Source organism: Nocardioides sp. GCM10028917 (genome assembly GCF_042666175.1).
In the GTDB taxonomy this organism is placed as follows: Bacteria; Actinomycetota; Actinomycetes; order Propionibacteriales; family Nocardioidaceae; genus Nocardioides.
Genome location: NZ_JBHTFL010000013.1, coordinates 351656 through 373797, shown reverse-complemented (window position 1 = coordinate 373797; position 22142 = coordinate 351656). Strand labels below are relative to the sequence as shown.

The following is a 22142-nucleotide window of genomic DNA, read 5'->3' as shown; positions in this document are numbered from 1 at the left end:
GCCGACGGCCCGGCAGACGTTGCGTCTGCCGGGCCGGCGGGTCGTGCTGGGAGCGAGGTGTCGATCAGTGGCCGTGGCCGTGACCGTGACCGGCGGCGGCCGGCTCCTCCTCCTCGGGCTTGTCCACGACGAGGGTCTCGGTCGTGAGCAGCATGGCGGCGATCGACGTCGCGTTGACCAGCGCGGAGCGGGTCACCTTGACGGGGTCGAGCACGCCCTGGGCGACCAGGTCGCCGTACTCGTCGGTGGCGGCGTTGTAGCCGTTGCCGACGCCGAGCTCGCGGACCTTGGCCGTCACGACGTAGCCGTTGATGCCACCGTTCTCGGCGATCCAGCGCAGCGGCTCGTCGGCCGCCTTGCGGACCACGCGAACGCCGGCGGCCTCGTCACCGGTCAGGCCGAGGTTGTCCTCGAGCACCGACACGGCGTGGATGAGCGCGGAGCCACCCCCGGGGACGATGCCCTCCTCGATCGCGGCGCGCGTCGCGGACACGGCGTCCTCGATGCGGTGCTTCTTCTCCTTCAGCTCCACCTCGGTGGCGGCGCCGACCTTGATCACGCAGACACCGCCCGCGAGCTTGGCGAGGCGCTCCTGGAGCTTCTCGCGGTCCCAGTCGGAGTCGGTGTTCTCGATCTCGGCCTTGATCTGGTTGACGCGGCCGTCGACGGCCGTCTTGTCGCCCGCGCCGTCGACGATCGTGGTGTTGTCCTTGGTGATGACCACACGACGCGCCTGGCCGAGCACCTCGAGGCCGACCTGGTCGAGCTTGAGGCCGACCTCGGGGGCGACGACCTGCGCGCCGGTCAGGATCGCGATGTCCTGCATCATCGCCTTGCGGCGGTCACCGAAGGCCGGAGCCTTCACGGCGGCGACGTTGAAGGTGCCGCGGATCTTGTTGACGACCAGGGTGGAGAGCGCCTCGCCGTCGACGTCCTCGGCGAGGATGAAGAGCGGCTTGCCGGTGCCGATGACCTTCTCGAGCACCGGGAGCAGCTCCTGGATCGAGGAGATCTTGCCTTGGTGGAGAAGGATGTAGGGGTCGTCGAGGACGGTCTCCATCGACTCCGGGTCGGTGACGAAGTAGGCCGAGATGTAGCCCTTGTCGAACTGCATGCCCTCGGTGAACTCGAGCTCGGTGCCCATGGTGTTGGACTCCTCGACCGTGATCACGCCGTCCTTGCCGACCTTGTCGAAGGCCTGGGCGAGGAGGTCACCGATGTGGCTGTCGCGGCTGGAGATCGTGGCGACGGACGCCATGTCCTCACGGGTCTCGACCTCGCGGGCCGCCTCGCGCAGGGCGTCGCCGACGGCCTCGGCCGCCGCGTCCATCCCGCGCTTGAGACCCATCGGGTTGGCGCCGGCCGCGACGGCGCGCAGGCCCTCGTGGACCATGGCCTGGGCCAGCACGGTGGCGGTGGTGGTGCCGTCACCGGCGATGTCGTTGGTCTTGGTGGCCACCTCCTTGGTGAGCTGGGCACCGAGGTTCTCGAACGGGTCGTCGAGCTCGATCTCGCGAGCGACGGTCACCCCGTCGTTGGTGATCGTGGGGGCGCCCCACTTCTTGTCGAGGACGACGTAGCGGCCCTTGGGGCCGAGCGTCACCTTGACGGCGTTGGCGAGGGCGTCGACACCGCGCTCGAGCGCGCGGCGGGCGTTCTCGTCGAACTCCAGGATCTTGGGCATCAGTGAGCTCCTAGGAAGGGATGAAAGGGGTTCGCCCGGACGTCATGGCCGGAGGTCGCAGGAGCGACCGCGACCATGACGTTCCGGGCGAAGGAGGATCAGGAGACGACGGCGAGGATGTCGCGGGCGGACAGGATCAGGTACTCCTGGCCGGAGTACTTGACCTCGGTGCCGCCGTACTTGCTGTAGATGACCTTGTCACCCACGGCGACGTCGAGCGGGACGCGGTTGCCGTTGTCGTCGATGCGACCGGGACCGATCGCCACGACCTCGCCCTCCTGGGGCTTCTCCTTGGCGGTGTCCGGGATGACCAGGCCGGAGGCGGTGGTCTGCTCGGCTTCGAGCGTCTGGACGACGATGCGGTCCTCGAGGGGCTTGATGTTGACCGACACTTCGGATCAACCTCCACTTTCTCAAACAAGAGATCTTCAGGACGTGGGCTCGCGGTCCGGCGGCACGCCGTCGCGGGGGTCGTGCCAGGCTCGCGAGCGTTGGCATTCTCGGGGTGAGAGTGCCAACGCAGACGCTAGCACTCTGCCCGATCGAGTGCTAGCCGGTGCCGCCGCTGACAGGATGACGACATGCAGGTCGAGACGCTGGACTGGCTGCGGACAGCCGAAGGGGCCCGTCTGCTCGTCGACGCCACGTCGGCCTGGACGGAGCACGCGGGTGACCCGGTGCGGGTCGCTGCTGTCGTACGACGTCTCGAGCCCGACGCCGAGAAGGCCGCCGCAGCCACCACGCAGGCCCAGCTGCGCGCGAAGGCCGTGGCGAAGTTCGGCGAGGCGGCGCACCACATGTTCTTCACCCCCGACGCGCTCGAGCAGTCGACGCGGGCGCGCGTCGCCGACCACCGGGCCGCGCGGGTGGCCGCCGCGATCCCCGGCGGCAGCGTCATCGACCTCGGCTGCGGGATCGGCGGCGACCTCCTCGCCTTCGCGCGGGCAGGGCTCGTCGCGGGCGGGGTCGACCTCGATCCCGTGCGAGTGGCGATGGCCCGCGCCAACCTCGAGGCCCTGGGCCTCGCCGGTGCGGTGCAGGTGGGCGATGCCACCACGATCGACCCGGCCTCCTTCGACGTCGCCTTCGCCGACCCGGCTCGCCGCGGCGGCCGGGGCCGGGTGTTCGACGTCGAGGGGTGGACGCCCCCGTGGCCGTGGGTGCTGGACCTGCTGACCCGCCGGTCGCTGGTGAAGGTCGCCCCCGGCATCGACCACGACCTGGTGCCGTCAGGCGTCGAGGCGGAGTGGGTCAGCGACGGCGGCGAGGTCAAGGAGGCCGTGCTCTGGTCGCCGGCACTCGCCACCACCGACCGTCGCGCGACCGTGATCGGCGAGCACGGCCTGGCCACGCTCACCGACGAGGACTCCCCCGCCGACGGGGAGCCCGGGACCGAGGTCCGCTCGGTCGGCGCCTACCTCTACGAGCCCGACGGTGCCGTGATCCGTGCCGGGCTGGTCACCGCGGTCGCCGCCGGCGTCGGTGGCGGGCTGGTCGACCCGCACATCGCCTACGTCACCAGCGACGCCTCGTTCCGTACGCCGTTCGCGCGCGGCTACCGCGTCGTCGAGCACCTGCCCTACCGCGAGAAGCAGCTGCGCGCCGCCCTGCACGAGCGCGGGATCGGCCGGCTCACGATCAAGAAGCGCGGGGTTCAGGTCGTCCCCGACGAGCTCCGCAAGCGGCTGTCCCTGCGCGGGGACCACGAGGCCACGCTGGTGCTCACCCGGGTCGCCGGGCAGGGGACGGCCCTGCTCGTCGAGCCCTTCTGAGCGAGCTCGGTCAGCAGCCGGGTCGCGCGACGCCCGGGACGTCGACCGGCAGCCGGCCCGGCGCCGGCGCCTGACCGGTCAGCACCTCGACCAGCACCTGCATCGCGGCGGGGGTGTCGCCGTAGGTGGCGATCCGCGTCGGGGCCGCCACGCGCCCCAGCACCCATGGACTGTCGGTCGCCACAGCGACCTGGCCGTCGACGGGGGCGTCCCGGTAGCCGGTGAACCCGACCTGCGTGCCGGCTGCGAGTCGGGCGTCCTCAGCGGCGAGCCACGCGTCGAGGCGCCGCTCCCGGCGGGCCTCGGCCTTCTCCCAGGCGCGCACGCGCCGCTGGTAGGCGCGCTTGCGCTCCTTCTTCCTGCGATCGGGCCTCGGCTTCGCGCTGGTGAGGTCGGCCGGCGGCGAGCGGCGCGCCACGACCGCGATCCCGGCGGCCTGAGCCGCGGGGGTGAACGCCGCGACCGCGCTCGGGTCGCCGTAGGCGTGCACGACGTCACCGACCAGTCGGCCCGAGCACGCGCCATCGGTGACCGTCACCGCGGCGGCGGAGAGACGGCGTGACGCGGTCGCGGCCGCACCGGGCGCCGCGCCCGGCTGCTGACCGGCCCCGGCGAGATGGGTGAGCAGGGCGACCTGCCGGGCCGCTGCCTGCTCCAGCCGGCGGCGGGGCAGGCTCCCCCTTCGCACGGCGCGCACGAGCGCTGCCCGGGCCACGGCGGGCGAGGGCGGCATCAGCAGGACGTCGGAGCCGGCGCGGAGGGCCTGCACCGCCGTACGCCCGGGGTCGCGGCCGCGGGTGACGGCGGCCATCTCGAGCGAGTCCGTCACGACGAGGCCCTCGAAGCCGAGCTCGTCGCGCAGCAGCCCGGTGACCACCTTCCGCGACAGCGACGACGGCACCCGGGGGTCCACGGCGCGCACGTCGAGGTGGCCGACCATCACCGCCGGGAGCCCGGCCTCGATGCCGCGGGCGAAGGGCACGAGGTCGGACGCCTCGAGCTGAGCCCTGCTCTTGACCTGCACCGGAAGGGTCAGGTGGCTGTCGGCCGGCACGGACCCGTGGCCGGGGAAGTGCTTGATCACCGGCAGGACGCCGGCCGTGCTGAAGCCGGCGGCTGCCGCCACGACGTGCTCTGCGACGACCCCGGGCCGGGACGACGCGGACCGCGACCCGATCGTCGGGTCGCCGGGACCCGACGTGACGTCGGCGTCGGGGGCGAAGTCGACGGTGAAGCCGAGCCCGCGCAGCTCCGCGGCGCCGGCGGCGTACGCCTCCTGCGTCAGTCCTGCGTCACCAGCGGCGCCCGTGCTCATGAAGGCCGGGAACCGGGTCGCCGCGCCGCGCAGTCGCTCGACCACCCCGCCCTCTTGGTCGACGCCGAGGAAGAGCGGCCACTTCCGGGGGACCTGGCGGGACAGCGCCCGGTTGACGGCCCTGACCTGCTCGGCCGAGGCCACGTTCGCGCTGAAGGCGATCACCCCGCCGAGGTGCAGGTCGCGGACCATCCGCACCGGGGCGTCGGTCCCCTGCCAGTCGGCGACGATGACCTGCCCCGCGAGGTCGGGCAGCTTCATCCGACCGACTCTGCGCGCGGCCCGGTCCAGCTCGGCCCGGGTGGGACCCCAGCCCTCGGCCAGCCCGAGCTCCTCCGACGGCGTCGGCGGGACGGTCGGCGTGCTCCCGGCGCCCGTGCTCTCGGCCGTCCGCTCCTCGTCCCCGCCCGGGCCTTGTCCGTCGCAAGCGGCCAGCGAGGCGACCAGCACGAGGGAGGCTCCGAGGCTCACCAGGCGGGAAGCGGGGCGGGAGCGCATCACGCCATGGTGGCATGGCACCACGGATCGCTCACCGCCCGCGGCGGTCCGGACGCTCCCACGGCCAGTCGGTCTCGAGCCAGGTGGCCACGGCATCTGCCAACGGCTGGTCGAGCCCGGCCCGGTCGGTGCGTACCCACGTCTGCACCTTGACGTCGTGCTCGTCCGACGCGCTCGGGTAGAGGTAGACGCAGCCGATCACCTCGTGGCTGCCGGGCTCGAGCACGGTGAACGTGAATCCGCGTCGGGCCTCGAAGTCAGCCGCATGCCGCGTGAGGTCGGCGAGGTTGTCCTCGAGCGACATGCCGTCGACGGGCGGCCACGACCCGTCCGCATAGCCCGGCGTCCGGCGGATGTGCGCGATGCTCGACGACCACGCGGCGTGGTCGGACTCGTTGTGCTGCGGCCCGAGCGGCTCGAGCACGAAGCCGGCCGTCGCCAGCGACGTCGGTGGCTCGAAGTCCTCGGGAACGAAGTCGGTCGTCATCGGGGGACCGTAGCCCGGCGCCCCGCCCTCCGCCACCGCCTTCCTCCGCACTGGCACCTGAGTCTCCGAGCGACTCAGCCGCGTGTTCGGTCGCCGAGCCCCGGCCACGCTGCGCTGGCACCTGAGTCTCCCCGCGACTCAGGTGCCAGTGGGGGCGTGCCGCGGCTGCGGCTGCGGCCAGCGCTTCACGGCGGGGCTGTGGAGAACGCGTCGCAATTGTCGGTGCCCGCGACTGCACTTGAGGGACGGCGACGGACATTGAGGAGATCGGGGATACGGATGAGGACGATGGACGAGTGGGACCCCACGTGCGGGTGGAGCGCGGAGGAGGTCGAGTGGTACCTGATGGGGCCGTTCGAGGGAGGCGTGCCGGGGCTCGTACGCCGCATCAGACGGGTCCTCGACGTGTCCCAGCGTGGGCTCGCGGCTCTGATCGGGGTGTCCCAGTCGGCCGTCGCGCGGTGGGAGACCGGCCGGACCAGCCCTCGGGTGAGCGTGGTGCAGCACCTGCTCCGGCTCGCCGGGCTCCGAGCCGAGGTGCACGACGCCGAGAACGGCGAGGTGGTCGAGCCCATGCGCGACGACGGAGCGCGCGACCGGGCGGGGCGGCGCTACCCGGCTCACGTCGACCTGGTCGTGACCGGGTGGTACGTCCCGCGCGGCCTGGACTGCACCGCCGAAGCCGGCCTGTGGCGCCGGTGGTCACGCGCACACCAGGACCCGGCGGTGCGGCACCACACGTCCGCCTACCTGCGTTGGCGGCAGCGAGGCGTCTTCGGCACACCCGTCGACCACGCGGCGCTGCTCCAGCTGGTGGCCGAGGCCGAGCACCTCGACGAGGTGCGGGCCGATCGGCTCGAGTGGCGCCGGGCGGCTTGACGCCTCAGTCGGCGAGGCCGCCCTCGCGCTCCGCACCGATCGTGGTGTCGGGGCCGTGGCCGGTGTGCACGACGGTCGCGTCGGGAAGGTCGAAGAGCCGCGAGCGGATGGACTCCTTGATGAGGTCGGCGTCGCTGAAGGAACGCCCCGTGGCACCCGGACCGCCCTCGAACAGGGTGTCGCCGGTGAACACGCAGCCGAGGTCGTGGACATAGAGGCACACCGCGCCCGGCGCGTGGCCCGGGGTGTGGATCACCTTGATCGCAGCACCACCGATCGTGAGCGTCTGGTCGTCGGCCAGGTCGACGTCCCAGAGCTCGGCGCCCTCCTCGTCGCCCCCGTGGGTGAGCTCCCACAGCGGGCGGTCGTCGGGGTGCAGCAGGATCGGCGCACCCGTACGACGACGGAGCTCGGGCGCCACACGGACGTGGTCGTCGTGCGCGTGGGTGCACACGATCGCCTTCACCGTCCGGCCGGCGACGACCTCCAGGATCGCGTCGACGTCGTGGGGCGCGTCGACGACCAGGCACTGCTCGTCGTCACCGATGACCCACAGGTTGTTGTCGACCTGGTGGGTCTCCCCGTCGAGGGAGAAGGTGCCGGAGACGACCGCGTGGTCGATGCGCGCGGTCACAGGACCACCACCGAGCGGAGCACGCTCTGCCCGTCGGGGGCGCCGTGCATCTTGTCGAAGGCGGCCTCGACGTCGCCGATGCCGATCTCCTCGGTCACGAAGGCGTCGAGGTCGAGCCGGCCCTGCTGGTAGAGGTCGACGAGCATCGGGAAGTCGCGCGAGGGCAGGCAGTCGCCGTACCAGGAGGACTTCAGCGACCCGCCGCGCCCGAAGACATCGATGAGCGGGATGTCGGGCACCTTCATGTCCGGGGTCGGCACGCCGACCAGCACGACGGTGCCGGCGAGGTCGCGGGCGTAGAACGCCTGCTTCCACGTCTCCGGTCGACCGACGGCGTCGATCACCACGTCGGCGCCGCCCTCGTGACCGGTGCCGTCCGGAGGCGGCGTGAGGGAGCGGATCGCCTCGACCGCGTCGACCTCGGAGGAGTTCACCGTGTGGGTGGCGCCGAGCTTCTTCGCCGTCTCGAGCTTCGGGTCGTCGATGTCGACGGCGATGATCCTCGAGGCGCCCGCCAGGGCGGCTCCCGCGATCGCGGCTGCGCCGACGCCGCCGCACCCGATGACCGCGACCGTGGAGCCGCGGCCCACGTTGCCGGTGTTGATCGCGGCGCCGAGCCCGGCCATCACGCCGCAGCCCAGCAGCCCCACCGCCGCAGGCCGCGCGGACGGGTCGACCTTCGTGCACTGGCCCGCGGCGACCAGCGTCTTCTCCGCGAACGCGCCGATGCCCAGCGCGGGCGACAGCTCCGTGCCGGCGAGGTCGCCCTCCGCGAGCGTCATCTTCTGGGTGGCGTTGTGGGTGGCGAAGCAGTACCACGGCTCGCCGCGGTCGCACGCGCGGCAGTCACCGCACACGGCGCGCCAGTTGAGGACGACGAAGTCGCCCGGCTCGAGGCCGGTCACGTCCGGGCCGACCGACTCGACCACGCCGGCCGCCTCGTGGCCGAGGAGGAACGGGAAGTCGTCGTTGATCCCGCCCTCGCGGTAGTGCAGGTCGGTGTGGCACACCCCGCAGGCCTGGATCTTCACCACCGCCTCGCCCGGGCCGGGATCGGGGACGTTGATCGTGGTGAGCTGCACCGGCTCGCCCTTCGCGAGCGCGACGACGGCCTGGACCTGCTGCATGGACGTGCCTCCTGTGGGTCGGTCGACGAGAGCCTTGCAACGCAAGCCAAACAGATGCAACCACCTTCCGACGAGTCGCGTCCTCACCCCGACACGCCACACGGAACACACGCGGACGGACAGGAGGTGGACGATGAGCGCGACACTCGTCGACATGGGCGCGCACGACCGGCAGTCCGACAAGGACGCCGACTTCTCGGCGTACATGTCGGCGCGCCAGACGGCGCTCTACCGGACGGCGTACCTCCTCGCCGGCGACCACGCCGGGGCCGAGGACTTGCTCCAGACGGCGTTCGCCAAGCTCTACCTCTCCTGGGACCGCATCCGCGACCGCGAGGCGCTCGACGCCTACGTCCGCCGGATCATGGTCAACGAGAACAACTCGCTGTGGCGGCGGGCGTGGAAGCGCCGCGAGCACGCGACCGACACCATGCCCGAGACCGGCACGGTCGACGTGTACGACGACGGCATGGGCGGGGCGCTGTGGTCGTTCGTCCAGACCCTGCCACCCAAGCAGCGCTCGGTCGTCGTCCTGCGCTACTACGAGCAGCTGAGCGAGGCCGAGATCGCCGACGTGCTCGGGATCTCCGTCGGGACCGTCAAGTCGCAGGCCAGCCGCGCGCTGGCCGCACTGCGCGCCCGTGCCCCGCACTCCCTCAACCCCCACGAGTCCGGAGACGATGCACGATGAGCCCCACTCCCCTCGAGGACCAGGTGCAGGACGCGCTGCACCGGACCGCCGACCCCCTGCAGCGTGCTCCCTTCTCCGTCACCGACGTCCGGACTCGCGCGCGTCGGATCCAGCGCCGCCGCGCCGCGGTGGCGGGCGCCGCGGTCGCCGCTGTCCTGGCGATCGCCATCCCTGTCGGAGCCGGCATCGTCGGGCCGACCCCGCGGAGCGACGTCCCGCCCGCGACCGAGCCGCCCGCACCCCGGATCACCGGGACCGTCCGCATCGACCCGCTCACCGCGCCCGTCGGCGCCGAGCTCGCCGTGCCCCTCATCAACGTCGACGAGCCGAGCCTGACCGTCGACGGGGAGACCGTCCCCCTCCGCCGCCAGTACGACCAGCTGACGCCGTACGCCGACGGTTGGATCGGCATCGCCTTCATCGACCCGATGGACGAGGGCGCGGTGGGCGTGCACGTGCTCGGACCCGACTTCGAGGTGATGGAGGAGACGTCGCGGTCCAGCCACCTGGCCGTGTCGGCCGACGGCTCGCGCATCGCGTGGGCCGAGCACGACGGCGAGCGCTGGACCGTCGTGGAGCGGGACCGGGCCGCAGAGAGCGAGGAGCGACGGACCGCGCTGCCCCCGGGGCCGCAGGACGCACGGGTCCGGCCGGTCGGCTTCCTCCCCGGCGACGCGCTCCTGGTCGGCACGACCGATCCCACAACCGGCCGTGAGTCGGCGTCCGTCATCGGCCCGGACGGGACCACCACGGCGCTGCCCGGCTCCCTGCGGGTGGGCTCGGCGTCGGAGGTCACCGGCCTCGCCTCCGTCCAGACCAGGTTCACCGGCGACGGCTCCTGCTGGCAGGTGCGCGACGCCGGCGCGGGCGGTGCCGAGGTCTGGCAGACGTGCGACTACTCGCTGCTGGGCTTCAGCCCCGACGGCAGGTACCTGCTCGGCTTCACCGACTACCTCACCCCCGACGGGTCGCCGACCATGGCGGTCCTCGACGCCGCCACCGGTGAGCCGATGCTCGACTTCGAGCTGGTCGGCGCCCGCACCGGCGTGGTCGGCATCAACCCCGAGGTGGCCTGGGAGGACGACGACACCATCGTGGCGACGCTCGTGACCGGCGACCGGCAGTACGTCGTCCGCCTCGGGCTCGACGGCACGGTCGAGCGGGTCGGCGGTGAGGCCGTCCAGGTCGAGCCCGGCGACAGGGCACTCACGCTCGCAGCTCCGAGCGTCCTCCAGAGATGAGGAGCTGGACGGCCGGCGCTCAGCCCTGTGGTCCGGAGTAGCTCGCGATCACGGACTGGAACAGCTCCTGCTGCTTGTCCTCGGCGACCTTGCGACCGAACGACACCTCCACCTTGACGACGTGGTTGTCGTCCCACAGCGTGACCGAGTGGATGTCGTCGAACCGGTCGCGCGACGTGTAGTAGCCAGCCCTGACGTCGCCCATGACGATGGGGTCCTGGCGCTGGTAGTTCGGCGGCTTCTCGCCGGGGCTCCAGAAGTAGCGCTCGGCCTGCTGGGGCGTCAGGACCTCCCCACCGAGGGCCGCCACGCTCAGCAACAGGCCGCCGCTCTGGTGGTCGACGCGGCCGAGGGCCGTGTCGACGACGACGGACGAGAACGTCTGCTCCCACCCCTTCGGTGCGTTGACCCGGACACCGCTGACCTCCAGCTCGGGTCCTGACGCCGGCTCGACCGTCGGCTCCGGAGTCTCTGTCGGCGTCTCTGTCGGGGTCTCTGTCGGGGTCCCCGTCGGGTCCTCGGTGGTGGACCCGCTGGACGTCTCGGCGCCCGACGGGTCGTCCCCACCGGCGGCCTCGTCGCTCCCGCAGCCACCGAGCGCCAGCACCGCTGCCATCGAGATCGCCGCCGCCGCGGCTCCGCGTCCGCCCATCGTCGTACCCCCGAGTCGTCGTCGCACGGCCAGACGGTAGCCGACCCGGCGCGCGCGCACGTTTGGCGCCCTGGCCCCCGCATCTGTGAAAATGCCGCACACAAGTGGTTTCGCCGCGCGGGGCGGCGGGAATGGGGGACGCATGCTGACCGCTGCAGACGTAGGACTCGTGACGACCGCGCTGAAGGGCCTCAACGCGGACGAGGACCTCATCGCCGAGATCTTGGCTCTCCTCAACAGCAACTCCGAAGGTCTCGGCGGCACGACGGTGACCGCCGTGGGACCGGACTGGTTCGGGGGGTCGACGACCGGCCACCGCATCGGCGTCAACGCCCAGATGGCGCACCAGGAGGTCGAGCAGGAGTTCCAGAAGCTCGCCGACTCGCTGCGCGCCTACGGCGACGCCATCCGCCAGTGGGCCGACGAGGTCCGCGACGTGGACGCCAGCACCAATGCCGAGATGACCATGCGCGCGACCGCGCTCTCGCAGGTCAACACCACGCTCGAGGAGGCACGCGACCGGTCTGCCAGCAGCACCATGGGCGACGGCCAGTACACCGAGCCCCCGACCACCGAGGAGGGTTCCTGATGACTGACGGCCCCGAGCGCGCACGCCTGCGGTCATACCTCTCCGGCGCCAAGTTCGACGCCACCGACGCGGCCGGGAAGAACTGGCGCCTGTGCGGACAGGTCCTGGAGGAGACGGCGAACGCGCTCCGCAAGGGCGCCACCAAGGTCCGTGAAGGTGACGGCAAGAACGGCGGGCTGTCCGGTGTCACGGCCGACGCTGTCCTGGCCGCGTTCCAGGCCTCTGCCGAGTCGATGCAGGAGAAGGGCACCCGGCTGGTCACGGCCGGCGAGACCCTCCGCGACACCGCACTGGTGATGGGCAACGCCCAGGCGGCGGAGGCCGGCATGGCCGACCTCAACCAGCCGGCGCCCTACACCCCACCCACCCACAACCCCGGGTACACGCCCACGCCGGAGGAGATCCAGGCCGAGGGCAACAAGCGCCAGGCGGCCAACCAGGAGCGCGCGGCCTACAACACCGCCCGGGCCCAGCAGGAGGCCGCGGCCGCGCAGTGGACGCAGAAGCTCGACGCCGCCTTCCTCGGCGCCATCCCGCCGATGAAGGCGATCCACGGTCAGCCCGACCCGACCGAGCCGCCGCCGTCGGTGCCCAGCGGCCCGACGGGTCCCTCCCTGCCACCGACCGGACCGCGGGCCCCCGGCACCCCCGACCCGACGGACCCCACGGTCCCGGCCACGCCCGACCAGACGGACCCGGACAAGCCGGACCGGCCGGACAAGCCGGACAGGCCGGACCCGACCAAGCCCGATCCCACCAAGCCCGAGCCCACCAGGCCCGAGCCGACCAAGCCCCAGCCCACCTGGCCGGAGAAGCCCGACCCGCAGCCCACGCGCGACCCGATCACCTCACCGACCCACCCGACGCACCACGTTCCGGGAGAGACCAGCACGGTCGCGGGCTCGTCGCAGAGCGGCGTCACCTACAACCCCTCGGCGGGCCAGGGTCCGGTCGGCCCGACCACCGGAGGCTCGGCCGGCGGCATGAACGCCGCCGCGATGGGCGCCGCAGGTGCCGCCGGCGGTGCCAGTGGGATGGCGGGCGGCATCCGGGCCGGCGCGACCCCGGCTCCGGCCGGCAGCTCACCCGCCCGTCCGATCGGTGCGACCGGCCGCAGTGGCAGCGCGGGCGCGCTCTCGCGTCCCGCCGGCGCGTCCGGCTCGTCCGCCGCGCGTGCCGGTACGGCCGGCAGCCCCGCCGCCCGAGGTGCTGGCTCGGCAGCCGCCCGAGGTGCCGGCTCGGCCGGAGCCCGTGGTGCCGGCTCGGCCGCCGCCCGAGGTGCCGGCTCGGCCGCCGCCCGAGGTGCCGGCTCGGCCGGAGCCCGTGGTGCCGGCTCGGCAGGCGCCCGCGGCACCGGCTCGGGGTCCGGCACCGGGTCGCGGTCCGGTGGACGCGGATCGACCGGTGCCCGCGGCGCCGCCGGCGGGGCCAGCGGTCGCGCCGGTCGCAAGGGCGAGAACGACCAAGCCGCCGAGCGCGACAGCCTGGTGTACGAGCAGGACTGGCTCGGTGACGACGACGTCGCACCCGGAGTCCTCGACTGAGGCTCGCCTACGTTCGACTGTTCGTGATGCAGGTCCCCGCTCTCGGGCGGGGACCTGCGTCGTCTCCAGGGGCGTCAGGCGACGACGGTCGTGATCGGTTGCGAGGAGTCGGCCGGCAGGTCGAGCAGGGACGGCGTACGACCGCGGGCGACGAGCTCGGCCCCGAGTGCGGCGACCATGGCGCCGTTGTCGGTGCACAGGCCCGGACGAGGCACGCGCACGCGGATGCCCTGGGCGGTCGCCCGCTCCTCGGCCATCGCGCGCAGCCGGCTGTTGGCGGCCACGCCGCCACCGATGAGGATGTCCTCGATCCCGCGGCTGGTGGCCGCGTCGATGGCCTTGCGGGTCAGCACGTCGCACACCGCCTCCTGGAACGAGGCGGCGACGTCAGCCACGTCGATGGTGACGCCCTCGCGTTGCTGGGTCTCGACCCAGCGGGCGACAGCGGTCTTGAGGCCCGAGAAGGAGAAGTCGAAGCGGTGCCGCTCGAGGTCGCGCCGACTCGTGAGCCCGCGCGGGAAGTCGATGGCGACGCTGTTGCCGCTGCGCGCCTGCTTGTCGATGTGGGGCCCGCCCGGGAACGGCAGGCCCAGGAGCCGGGCGACCTTGTCGAAGGCCTCCCCCGCCGCGTCGTCGATGGTCGAGCCCATCGGCTCGACGCCGACGGTGACGTCGGTGACCTCGAGCAGGCTGGAGTGGCCGCCCGAGACGAGCATGGCCAGGCACGGCTCCGGCAGCGGTCCGTGCTCGAGCTGGTCGACCGCCACGTGGGCGGCGAGGTGGTTGACGCCGTAGATGGGCTTGCCCAGGCCGAGCGCCAAGGCCTTGGCGCTGGCCACGCCGACCAGCAGGGCTCCGGCCAGGCCGGGGCCGCTGGTGACGGCCACGGCGTCGATGTCGCTCAGCGCAATGCCGGCCGTCTCCGCGGCGCGCTCGATCGTTGGCACCATCGCCTCGAGGTGGGCGCGGCTGGCGACCTCGGGCACCACGCCGCCGAAGCGGGCGTGCTCCTCGACGCTGCTGGCGACCGTGTCGGCCAGGAGGGTGTGCCCCCGGACGATGCCGACCCCGGTCTCGTCGCAGGAGGTCTCGATCCCGAGGACCAGCGGCTCGTCAGTCATGGGCCGTCGCCGGGTGCGCGCGGGCGGCGCCCGGGAGCCAGCGACACATCACCAGCGCCTCGGACCCGTCGCGGTAGTAGTGGGGGCGGACGTCGATGACGCTGAACTGCCGGGCCACGTAGAAGCCCAGGGCGGGGGCGTTGGTGACGCTCACCTCCAGCAGCATCCGCGAGGCGCCCTCGGTGTCGACGAGGAGCTCGTCGAGCAGGCGCGAGGCGAGGCCCGTGCGGCGCGCGTCGGGGCGTACGCCGATCCGGAGCAGGTCGACGATGTCGCCCGCGGTCATCGTCACGGCGTAGCCGGAGAGGTCGTCGGCGACGACGAAGCGTCGACCCAGGCCGTCGATCTCCTGGCGGATGAGCTCCTCACTCCACGCGTCGGGTCCGAACAGCTCCTGCTCGAGGGCACGGAGCGCCGGCAGGTCGGCGAGGGTGGCGGGACGGATCACGAGACGGGCTTCCTGGGTGCTCCGGCGACCGCGTCGGGGCGGCGCAGGTAGAGGGGCTCGGGGTCCAGCAATTCTACGAGCTCGGACACGACGCCCGCAGCCAACCAGCCGGCGCTCGGCCGGGCGGGGGCGATCGGGTGCGGGAAGGCGTCGGGGTAGAGCTCGGGCCCGGCGCCGGCGACGGGGGCGTCGGTGGCGACCTCGGCCGGACGGGTGACGACCGGTCCCTCGAGGCGTCGTCCTTCGGCGTCGTACGAGGCGAGGTAGACCTCCTTGCGCCGCGCGTCGGTGGCGACGAGGAAGCTGTCGTGGGCGGTCCCGCCGCCGACGACCTCCAGCGCGACGGCGTCGAGGGAGCAGACGCCGTAGACGGGGATGTCGAGGACGAATCCGAGGGTGCGTGCGGTCACGACGCCGACGCGGAGGCCGGTGAACGGGCCGGGCCCGACCCCGACAGCGACGGCGGTGAGGTCCTGACGCACGACGCCCGCCTCCTCCATGCAGCGCGCGATGAGAGGCGCGAGGTGCTCGCCGTGCTTCATCGGCTGCTCGGAGGAGTGCTCGACGACCACGCGCTCGCCGTCGTGGAGGGCGACGGAGACCAGCGGGGTCGCGGTGTCGAAGGCCAGTAGCACGGCGTCGAGGCTACTGCCCGACGATCCACCGCAGCGAAAGCCGGCGGGGGTCGAGCTCGTCGTCCAGCGGCGCGTCAGCGACGGTCCGCTCGATCACGACCTCGAGGCGCGAGTCGGCCAGGCCCTCGGCCAGCCCCGCGCCCCACTCCACGACGGTCACCGCCGAGTCGAGCGAGGCGTCCAGGTCGAGGTCGTCGAGCTCGTCGAGCCCGCCTAGCCGGTAGGCGTCGACGTGGACGAGGTCGGGGCCGTCACCCAGGGCGGGGTGCACGCGGGCGATCACGAACGTCGGGGACGTGACGCCGCCGCGCACGCCGAGTCCCTCGCCGAGCCCCTGCGTGAAGGTCGTCTTGCCGGCCCCCAGCTCACCGGTGAGCACCACCAGGTCGCCGGCGACCAGGCCGGACCCGACGCGCGCACCGAGCTGGCGCATCGTCTCCGCGTCGGGGGCGTCGAAGGTCGTGCCGAGCCACCTCGCGAGCTCGACGTAGGGGCTCGTCCCGCCCGTGACGACGAAGTCGTGCGCCTCCCAGAAGGCGACCGTGCCGGGTAACTCCTCGCGTGCGACGACCCGCACCGCCGAGTGACCCGCCGCCGCCTCCACGGCGGCGTCCACCAGCGCGGAGGCCACTCCCCTGCCCTGGGCGGCGGGCGTCACGCCGAAGCGGCGGAGGACGAGCCCGTCGGGGCCGGGGTCGAGCACGACGCAGCCCACGGGACGGTCGTCGAGGAACGCCAGCAGGCCTCCGCGCCGGGCGAGCAGGCGCTTGACGCTGTCGACGTCCTCGCCGAGCGCGTCGGCCGGCGGATCCAGGGCCGGGCGGGCACCGAAGGCCTCCTGCACGACCGCGAGGACGTCGGCGGCCGCCTCGGGACCGACCCGGCGCACGACGACGCTCACAGCAGGCCCTCCCCCTGGGCGAGGGAGATCAGGTCGTCGAGCTCGGCGGTCACCTGCTTGTGGCGCTCGAGGAGCACCATGTGGCCGGCGCCCTCGCACTCCAGCAGGCTCGAGCCCGGGATCCGGCTGTGCAGCTTCCGGCTGTGGCCGACGGAGGTGATCTTGTCCTCGGTGCCGCAGATGATCGCCGTCGGCACCCGACTCAGGGGCTCGAGGTGGTCGAAGTGGTCGAGGGTCGCGAAGGCGGGGTAGAAGTCGGCGACGACGGCGAACGGCGTCGCGTTGAGCATCGAGAAGACGAACTCGACGTGCGAGGCGGGGACGGGGTCGGTGCCGAAGGCATAGCGGTCGGTCACCACGTCGGCGACCGCGTGCCCCCACGAGCGGGCCAGGTCGACGATCCTGTGGCCGCGATCGAGGGTGCGCACGGCGCGGCCGAGGAAGCGGCCGCCGAGGCCGAGGGGCAGCATCGGGAACAGGATCCGGCCCGGGTCGAGGCCGCCGGCCGTGGTCGACATGAGCGCGGCACCGACGACCGTGTCGCCGAACAGCTCGGGGTAGTGCTCGGCCAGGGAGATGACGCTCATCCCGCCCATCGAGTGGCCGACCACCACGCAGCGTCCGGGGACCGTGTGCTCGATGACGCGGCGCAGGTCATGGCCGAGCTGCTCGAGCGTGCAGTGACTCTCCTCGGAGCGGGCGGACCTGCCGTGGCTGCGCTGGTCGTAGAAGACCGTGCGCAGCTGGCCGCGGTAGGCGGCACGCTGGAAGTGCCACGAGTCGAGGTTGAGCGAGTAGCCGTGGACGAAGACGACGGTCAGGTCGTCATCGGTGGCGGGCACGCCGCCGAAGTCCTCCGGCTCGTCGATCTCGACGTGGAGGTCGACCGCGTCGTCGGCGACGACGACGCGCGGCGGGCTGTGGAGCGCGCCGAACGCCACGTCCTCGCCGGCGGCACGGTTGCCGATGACGCGGTTCTGGCGGGCGATGCCCACGGCACCGGCGGCAGCAGCCAGACCGGCTGCGCCCACGACGGTGCCGAAGATGCGGCCCTTGATGCTCAACGGGTGGTCCTTCCGGAGTCCTCGGTGTCCGCCTCGGAGTCCGCTTCGGAGTCCACGTCCGCGTCCACGTCCGAGTCCACGTGCCTGCGGACCAAGCGGCCCCCGACGCGGGTCACGATCTCGTAGCTGATCGTGTCGACGGCCTCCGCCCAGTCCTGGGCGGTGGGCTCGCCGAGGCCACCGGGACCGAAGAGGACGACCTCGGTCCCGGCCGGCGGCAGCTCGCCGTGCAGGTCGACGACGAGCTGGTCCATGCACACGCGGCCGCGGATCGGTCGCTGGGAGTCGCCGACCCAGACGTGGGCGGTGTTGCCGGCGGCTCGCGGAACCCCCTCGCCGTAGCCGGCCGGCACGACGCCGACGGTGGTGTCCTCCACGGCGTGCCAGGTGTGCCCGTAGGAGACGCCCTCACCGGCGCGGACGACCTTGCTCATCACCAGGCGGGCCCGCACCGTCATCGCGGGCCGGAGGCCGAGCCGCGGGCTGACACCGGGCGCCGGGTCGAGGCCGTAGGTCGCGATGCCGCAGCGGACGAGGTCGAAGTGGGACGACGGTCGCAGGATCGCCGCGGCCGAGTTCGCGAGGTGGGTGACGTCCGGGTCGAGCCCGGCCGCGTCGGCCAGGGCGAGCGCCTCGCGGAAGGCCGCCTCCTGGGCGTCGTTGGCCGGGTGGGCGGGCTCGTCGCTGGCGGCGAAGTGCGACCAGATCCCGGTGACGGTGATCCGCCCCTGCCGCTCGAGGTCGCTCGCGACGGAGAAGAGGTGCTGCCACTCCGGACGGGGAGCTCCACCGCGCGACAGGCCGGTGTCGACCTTGAGCTGCACCCGGGCGGGGCCGGTCGCCGCGATCTCCTCGAGCTCGGCCACCGAGTAGGCGGTGACCTCGACCCCGGCCGCGACCGCGGCGGCGAAGTCGTCGCCGGGAGCGCTGAGCCAGCACAGTAGGTGTCCGTGGTCGCCGGCGGCCCGCAGTGCGAGCGCCTCCTCGATGGTCGCCACGCCGAGCCAGTCGGCGCCGGCGTCGCGGGCGGCCGCGGCCACCTCGACCATGCCGTGGCCGTAGCCGTCGGCCTTGACGACCGCCATCAGCTGCACCGGGCCGTCGACGCTCACCAGGTCCTTGAGGACGCGGACGTTGTGCCGGACGGCAGCGAGGTCCACCACGATCTCGGCGCGCTGCGGCACGGGATCGGTCATGCCGGAGATCATCCCAAACCCTCGAGGACGTCGCGCACCAGCCGTGGGATCTGGACCGCGACCCGGCTCGCGGTCAGCGGTCCCCCGGCAGCCGCCTGCGTCGCGGCGGCTCCGTGCAGCCACGAACCGGCGGACGCGGCGTCGTACGGCTCGAGTCCCGCCGCGAGCAGCGCCCCGACCAGCCCGGCGAGCACGTCGCCGGCACCGGCGGTGGCGAGCCACGGCACGCCGGTGGTGGTCACGCGGACCCGCCCGCCGGGGTCCGCGACGAGCGTGTGGTGCCCCTTGAGCAGCACCACGCAGCCGAAGCGGGTCGCCGCGAGGCGCGCGTGCTCCAGCGGCGAGCTCTCGACCTCCTCGCGCGCGATGCCGAGCATCGCCGCGAGCTCGCCGGCGTGCGGGGTCAGCACGCAGCCGGGCACCGTCCCGTCCACGTGCCGCAGGGCGTCGGCGTCGACGACCACCGGTACGTCGTCGGCGCGCGCCTCGGCGAGCATCGTGCCGGCGCCGTCACCACCGCCGGGGCCCACCACCCAGGCCTGGACCCGGCCGTCGCCGACGACCTCGGGGTGGGCGCTGCGCACGGTGTCGGCGATCGCATCCGGTCCGACGTAGCGGACCATCCCGACCAGCCCCGAGTTCGCGCCGGACACGGCGAGCAGCGCGGCGCCCGGGTAGGTGCCCGAGCCCGCGCGGACGCCGACCACGCCGCGGGTGTACTTGTGCGCGACGTCGTCGGGCCGCGGCAGCAGGTCGCGCACGTCGTCGGGCTGGAGGGCCTCGACCGCCGGCAGACCGAGGTCCGAGGTGTCGAGACCGAGGTCGACGAGGTGGACGGCGCCGCTCGCGAGGGAGGCGGGATCGACGAGGTGGCTGACCTTGTGCGTGCCGAAGGTGACCGTCAGGTCGGCGCGGACGTGCGGCCCGTCGAGGGTGCCGCCGTCGACGTCGACACCGGAGGGCACGTCGACAGCGACGACCGGCACCGCAGGGAAGCGTTGGAGGGCCGCCACCGCGTCCGGGCGCAGACCGGGGCGGCCGCCGATGCCGACGATGCCGTCGACCAGCACGTCGGGCGTCGGGTGGAGGGCGTCGAGGTCCCGGGTCGCCCGGCCGCCGGCCGCCCGCAGGGCCGCTAGCCCCGCGTCGTGCACGCGGTCCGCGAGGAGGAGCGCCTCGACCGCCGCGCCCCGCCCGGCGAGCCGGGCACCGGCCCACAGCGCGTCGCCACCGTTGTCCCCGGGGCCGACCAGCAGGAGCACGCGACGGCCGTAGCCGCCACCGAGGAGGTCGAGGACCGCGGCGGCCAGTCCCGCGGCGGCGCGCTGCATCAGGGCGCCGTCGGGCAGACGGGCCATCGCGGCCGCCTCCGCCCGGCGTACGTCCTCGACGAGGTGGGCGCGCAGCACGGTCAGCTCTCCAGCACCACGACGGCGGAGGCGATGCCGGCGTCGTGGGAGAGCGAGACGTGGACGTGGACGACGCCCATCGCCTCGGCGCGGGCGGCGACGGTGCCGCGGATCTCGAAGCGCGGCCGCCCGGTCTCCTCCGAGACGATCTCGGCGTCGTGCCACGCCATCCCGACGGGCGCGCCGAGCGCCTTGGCGATCGCCTCCTTGGCGGCGAACCGCGCGGCCAGCGAGGCCGCCGGTCGCGACGCCTCGGCGTCGGTGAACAGCCGTGCGCGCAGCGACGGCGTGCGCTCGAGGGACTGCACGAAGCGGTCGATGTCGACCACGTCGATCCCGACGCCGATGACCGGCATGCGTGTGCCCGGCTTCTACTCGACCGTGACGGACTTGGCCAGGTTGCGGGGCTGGTCGACGTCGTGGCCGAGCTGGGTGGCCAGCTCGCACGCGAACAGCTGCAGCGGCACGACGGCGACGAGCGGCTGGAGCAGCACCGGCACCTGGGGCAGCGTGATCAGCACGTCGGCGTACGGCGTGATGGTGGTGTCGCCCTCCTCTGCCAGGCAGAGGGTGCGGGCGCCGCGCGCTCGCACCTCCTGGATGCCGCTGATCATCTTGTCGTGCAGCTGGTCGCGGCCGCGGGGCGGCACGACGCACAGGATCGGCAGGCCCTCCTCGACGAGGGCGATCGGGCCGTGCTTGAGCTCGCCGGCGGCGAAGCCCTCCGCGTGGAGGTAGGCGATCTCCTTGAGCTTGAGCGCTCCCTCGAGGGCCACCGGGTAGCCGGCGTGGCGACCGAGGAAGAGCACCGAGCGGCTGTCGACGTGGTCGCGGGCGAGGGCGTAGACCTCCTCCGCCTTGTCCAGCACGGTCTGGACGTGTGCCGGCATCTGGTCGAGCTGGTCCATGACCTGGGAGATCTCGTCGCCGTACCGGGTGCCCTTCACCTGGGCGAGGTAGAGCGCGAGCAGGTAGCAGGCGACGAGCTGGGTGAGGAAGCCCTTGGTCGACGCGACACCGATCTCGGGTCCGGCGTGGGTGTAGATGACGCCGTCGGACTCGCGCGGGATCGTCGAGCCGTTGGTGTTGCAGATGGCGAGCACCTTCGAGCGCTGCACGCGGGCGTGCCGGATCGCCTGCAGGGTGTCGGCGGTCTCGCCGGACTGGCTGATCGCCACCACGAGCGTGGAGGCGGTGAGGATCGGGTCGCGGTAGCGGAACTCGCTGGCGAGCTCGACCTCCACCGGGATGCGGCACCAGTGCTCGATGGCGTACTTGGCCACCATGCCGGCGTAGAACGACGTACCGGCCGCGATGATGATGATCTTGTCGATGTCGCGCAGGTCCTGGTCGGACAGGCGCATCTCGTCGAGCTGCAGCAGGCCGTCGGTGCCGCGGCGGCCGAGCAGCGAGTCGGCGACCGCGCGCGGCTGCTCGAAGATCTCCTTGCGCATGAACCAGTCGTGGCCGTCCTTCTCGGCGGCCGAGAGGTCCCAGTCGACGTGGTAGCGCGTGCCCTCGGCGGGCGTGCCGTCGAAGCCGGAGACGCTGACGCCCTCGCGGGTGATGGTCACGACCTGGTCCTGGCCGAGCTCCATCGCCTCGCGGGTGTGCTCGATGAACGCCGCGACGTCGGAGCCGAGGAAGTTCTCGCCCTCCCCGATGCCGACCACCAGTGGGCTGTTGCGGCGGGCCGCGACGACCCGGTCGGGGTCCTGGGAGTCGACGGCGACGAGCGTGAAGGCACCCTCGAGGCCGCGGCAGACGTTCTGCATGGCGACCGTCAGGTCGACACCCGTCTCGAGCTGCTCCTCCAGCAGGTGGGCGGCCACCTCGGTGTCGGTGTCGGAGGCCATCTCGACGCCGTCGGACTCGAGGCGCTGGCGCAGCTCGGCGAAGTTCTCGATGATCCCGTTGTGCACGAGCGCGACACGGCGCTCACGCCCGAGGTGCGGGTGGGCGTTGCGGTCGGTCGGCGGGCCGTGCGTGGCCCAGCGGGTGTGGCCGATGCCGGTGGTCACCTGCGGCAGGGGGGCGTCGGCGAGTGCCTTCTCGAGGTTGGCCAGCTTGCCGGCGCGCTTGTCGGAGACGATCGTGCCGCCGTCGACGAGGGCGATCCCGGCCGAGTCGTAGCCCCGGTACTCCAGGCGCCTGAGGCCCTCGATCACGACGCCTTGAGCCGGCTTGGCACCTACGTACCCGACGATTCCACACATGGCCGGTGAGTCTATCTACAGGCCGCTGCGCGGCTGCGC

Annotated in this window: 22 protein-coding genes; 6 read left to right on the top strand and 16 right to left on the bottom strand. The window is 73.1% G+C overall.

The window, feature by feature from the left end; all coding sequences use genetic code 11:
• Positions 1-64 precede the first annotated feature (64 nt).
• Both groL and groES read right to left on the bottom strand, forming a co-directional pair.
• Positions 65-1684 carry a chaperonin GroEL gene (gene groL / locus ACFQW6_RS21935; protein WP_378550640.1) on the bottom strand — a complete coding sequence of 540 codons (1620 nt, stop codon included), beginning with the start codon at positions 1682-1684 and terminating at the stop codon, positions 65-67.
• Positions 1685-1782: 98 nt separating this feature from the next.
• Positions 1783-2076 (bottom strand): co-chaperone GroES, encoded by a 294-nt coding sequence (groES, locus tag ACFQW6_RS21930; protein ID WP_129455534.1) that lies wholly within the window; start codon positions 2074-2076, stop codon positions 1783-1785.
• Between the two features lie 189 nt (positions 2077-2265).
• Here groES and ACFQW6_RS21925 point away from each other — a divergent pair, with 189 nt between their 5' ends.
• Positions 2266-3456: a methyltransferase domain-containing protein gene (locus tag ACFQW6_RS21925; protein WP_378550638.1), complete on the top strand. Its 1191-nt coding sequence runs from the start codon at positions 2266-2268 to the stop codon at positions 3454-3456.
• A gap of 10 nt (positions 3457-3466) precedes the next feature.
• Here ACFQW6_RS21925 and ACFQW6_RS21920 read toward each other — a convergent pair whose 3' ends face one another.
• A complete protein-coding gene (locus ACFQW6_RS21920; RefSeq protein ID WP_378550636.1) occupies positions 3467-5269 on the bottom strand; it encodes a glycoside hydrolase family 3 N-terminal domain-containing protein in 1803 nt (600 codons plus the stop codon).
• A gap of 31 nt (positions 5270-5300) precedes the next feature.
• A complete protein-coding gene (locus ACFQW6_RS21915; protein WP_378550634.1) occupies positions 5301-5756 on the bottom strand; it encodes a hypothetical protein in 456 nt (151 codons plus the stop codon).
• 279 nt (positions 5757-6035) lie between these two features.
• On the opposite strand from ACFQW6_RS21915, the gene ACFQW6_RS21910 reads away from it, so the two are divergent.
• Positions 6036-6635: a helix-turn-helix domain-containing protein gene (locus ACFQW6_RS21910; protein WP_378550632.1), complete on the top strand. Its 600-nt coding sequence runs from the start codon at positions 6036-6038 to the stop codon at positions 6633-6635.
• 4 nt (positions 6636-6639) lie between these two features.
• Here ACFQW6_RS21910 and ACFQW6_RS21905 read toward each other — a convergent pair whose 3' ends face one another.
• Together ACFQW6_RS21905 and ACFQW6_RS21900 are read right to left on the bottom strand one after the other, a co-directional pair.
• Complete coding sequence (locus tag ACFQW6_RS21905; protein WP_378550630.1) at positions 6640-7269, bottom strand: MBL fold metallo-hydrolase; 630 nt, start codon at positions 7267-7269, stop codon at positions 6640-6642.
• Positions 7266-8396, bottom strand: a complete 1131-nt coding sequence (locus tag ACFQW6_RS21900; RefSeq protein ID WP_378550628.1) for an S-(hydroxymethyl)mycothiol dehydrogenase — start codon at positions 8394-8396, stop codon at positions 7266-7268. The genes ACFQW6_RS21905 and ACFQW6_RS21900 overlap by 4 nt, the downstream gene beginning before the upstream one ends.
• Before the next feature lie 133 nt (positions 8397-8529).
• Here ACFQW6_RS21900 and ACFQW6_RS21895 point away from each other — a divergent pair, with 133 nt between their 5' ends.
• A complete protein-coding gene (locus ACFQW6_RS21895) occupies positions 8530-9087 on the top strand; it encodes a SigE family RNA polymerase sigma factor (RefSeq protein ID WP_378550626.1) in 558 nt (185 codons plus the stop codon).
• Complete coding sequence (locus ACFQW6_RS21890; protein ID WP_378550624.1) at positions 9084-10328, top strand: hypothetical protein; 1245 nt, start codon at positions 9084-9086, stop codon at positions 10326-10328. The genes ACFQW6_RS21895 and ACFQW6_RS21890 overlap by 4 nt, the downstream gene beginning before the upstream one ends.
• Positions 10329-10347: 19 nt before the next feature.
• Here the strand turns inward: ACFQW6_RS21890 and ACFQW6_RS21885 are convergent, their stop codons facing one another.
• The gene (locus tag ACFQW6_RS21885; RefSeq protein WP_378550622.1) at positions 10348-11007 is read right to left on the bottom strand and encodes a hypothetical protein; all 660 of its coding nucleotides are present in this window, start codon (positions 11005-11007) and stop codon (positions 10348-10350) included.
• Between the two features lie 115 nt (positions 11008-11122).
• Here ACFQW6_RS21885 and ACFQW6_RS21880 point away from each other — a divergent pair, with 115 nt between their 5' ends.
• Together ACFQW6_RS21880 and ACFQW6_RS21875 are read left to right on the top strand one after the other, a co-directional pair.
• On the top strand, positions 11123-11569 hold the full coding sequence (locus ACFQW6_RS21880) for a hypothetical protein (protein WP_378550620.1): 447 nt from the start codon (positions 11123-11125) through the stop codon (positions 11567-11569).
• Positions 11569-13113 (top strand): hypothetical protein, encoded by a 1545-nt coding sequence (locus tag ACFQW6_RS21875; protein WP_378550618.1) that lies wholly within the window; start codon positions 11569-11571, stop codon positions 13111-13113. Before ACFQW6_RS21880 ends, ACFQW6_RS21875 begins: the two co-directional genes overlap by 1 nt.
• 74 nt (positions 13114-13187) lie before the next feature.
• On the opposite strand, the gene tsaD is transcribed toward ACFQW6_RS21875, so the two are convergent.
• Genes tsaD through glmS form a run of 9 tightly spaced genes read right to left on the bottom strand, consistent with a single transcriptional unit; the run spans position 13188 to position 22103 of the window.
• Positions 13188-14234 carry a tRNA (adenosine(37)-N6)-threonylcarbamoyltransferase complex transferase subunit TsaD gene (gene tsaD / locus ACFQW6_RS21870; RefSeq protein WP_378550616.1) on the bottom strand — a complete coding sequence of 349 codons (1047 nt, stop codon included), beginning with the start codon at positions 14232-14234 and terminating at the stop codon, positions 13188-13190.
• Positions 14227-14682: a GNAT family N-acetyltransferase gene (locus tag ACFQW6_RS21865; RefSeq protein WP_378550614.1), complete on the bottom strand. Its 456-nt coding sequence runs from the start codon at positions 14680-14682 to the stop codon at positions 14227-14229. Before ACFQW6_RS21865 ends, tsaD begins: the two co-directional genes overlap by 8 nt.
• Entirely contained in the window at positions 14679-15317 is a 639-nt protein-coding gene (tsaB, locus tag ACFQW6_RS21860; RefSeq protein WP_378550612.1) for a tRNA (adenosine(37)-N6)-threonylcarbamoyltransferase complex dimerization subunit type 1 TsaB, read from the bottom strand. Before tsaB ends, ACFQW6_RS21865 begins: the two co-directional genes overlap by 4 nt.
• 10 nt (positions 15318-15327) lie before the next feature.
• A complete protein-coding gene (tsaE, locus tag ACFQW6_RS21855; protein WP_378550610.1) occupies positions 15328-16218 on the bottom strand; it encodes a tRNA (adenosine(37)-N6)-threonylcarbamoyltransferase complex ATPase subunit type 1 TsaE in 891 nt (296 codons plus the stop codon).
• Complete coding sequence (locus tag ACFQW6_RS21850; protein ID WP_378550608.1) at positions 16215-17282, bottom strand: alpha/beta fold hydrolase; 1068 nt, start codon at positions 17280-17282, stop codon at positions 16215-16217. The genes tsaE and ACFQW6_RS21850 overlap by 4 nt, the downstream gene beginning before the upstream one ends.
• On the bottom strand, positions 17279-18478 hold the full coding sequence (gene alr, locus ACFQW6_RS21845) for an alanine racemase (RefSeq protein ID WP_378550606.1): 1200 nt from the start codon (positions 18476-18478) through the stop codon (positions 17279-17281). Before alr ends, ACFQW6_RS21850 begins: the two co-directional genes overlap by 4 nt.
• 8 nt (positions 18479-18486) lie before the next feature.
• Positions 18487-19887 carry an NAD(P)H-hydrate dehydratase gene (locus ACFQW6_RS21840; RefSeq protein ID WP_378550604.1) on the bottom strand — a complete coding sequence of 467 codons (1401 nt, stop codon included), beginning with the start codon at positions 19885-19887 and terminating at the stop codon, positions 18487-18489.
• A gap of 2 nt (positions 19888-19889) precedes the next feature.
• Entirely contained in the window at positions 19890-20243 is a 354-nt protein-coding gene (locus ACFQW6_RS21835; RefSeq protein WP_378550602.1) for a holo-ACP synthase, read from the bottom strand.
• Between the two features lie 15 nt (positions 20244-20258).
• Positions 20259-22103 carry a glutamine--fructose-6-phosphate transaminase (isomerizing) gene (gene glmS, locus ACFQW6_RS21830; protein WP_378550600.1) on the bottom strand — a complete coding sequence of 615 codons (1845 nt, stop codon included), beginning with the start codon at positions 22101-22103 and terminating at the stop codon, positions 20259-20261.
• Between the last annotated feature and the right edge of the window lie 39 nt (positions 22104-22142).

What these genes read in the sequence shown, in the direction of transcription:
- groL (WP_378550640.1), bottom strand. Translation starts at nt 1,684, where the DNA reads ATGCCCAAGATCCTGGAGTTCGACGAGAACGCCCGCCGCGCGCTCGAG.
- ACFQW6_RS21925 (WP_378550638.1), top strand. Translation starts at nt 2,266, where the DNA reads ATGCAGGTCGAGACGCTGGACTGGCTGCGGACAGCCGAAGGGGCCCGT.
- ACFQW6_RS21920 (WP_378550636.1), bottom strand. Translation starts at nt 5,269, where the DNA reads ATGCGCTCCCGCCCCGCTTCCCGCCTGGTGAGCCTCGGAGCCTCCCTC.
- ACFQW6_RS21915 (WP_378550634.1), bottom strand. Translation starts at nt 5,756, where the DNA reads ATGACGACCGACTTCGTTCCCGAGGACTTCGAGCCACCGACGTCGCTG.
- ACFQW6_RS21910 (WP_378550632.1), top strand. Translation starts at nt 6,036, where the DNA reads ATGAGGACGATGGACGAGTGGGACCCCACGTGCGGGTGGAGCGCGGAG.
- ACFQW6_RS21900 (WP_378550628.1), bottom strand. Translation starts at nt 8,396, where the DNA reads ATGCAGCAGGTCCAGGCCGTCGTCGCGCTCGCGAAGGGCGAGCCGGTG.
- ACFQW6_RS21895 (WP_378550626.1), top strand. Translation starts at nt 8,530, where the DNA reads ATGAGCGCGACACTCGTCGACATGGGCGCGCACGACCGGCAGTCCGAC.
- ACFQW6_RS21890 (WP_378550624.1), top strand. Translation starts at nt 9,084, where the DNA reads ATGAGCCCCACTCCCCTCGAGGACCAGGTGCAGGACGCGCTGCACCGG.
- ACFQW6_RS21880 (WP_378550620.1), top strand. Translation starts at nt 11,123, where the DNA reads ATGCTGACCGCTGCAGACGTAGGACTCGTGACGACCGCGCTGAAGGGC.
- ACFQW6_RS21875 (WP_378550618.1), top strand. Translation starts at nt 11,569, where the DNA reads ATGACTGACGGCCCCGAGCGCGCACGCCTGCGGTCATACCTCTCCGGC.
- tsaD (WP_378550616.1), bottom strand. Translation starts at nt 14,234, where the DNA reads ATGACTGACGAGCCGCTGGTCCTCGGGATCGAGACCTCCTGCGACGAG.
- alr (WP_378550606.1), bottom strand. Translation starts at nt 18,478, where the DNA reads ATGACCGATCCCGTGCCGCAGCGCGCCGAGATCGTGGTGGACCTCGCT.
- ACFQW6_RS21835 (WP_378550602.1), bottom strand. Translation starts at nt 20,243, where the DNA reads ATGCCGGTCATCGGCGTCGGGATCGACGTGGTCGACATCGACCGCTTC.
- glmS (WP_378550600.1), bottom strand. Translation starts at nt 22,103, where the DNA reads ATGTGTGGAATCGTCGGGTACGTAGGTGCCAAGCCGGCTCAAGGCGTC.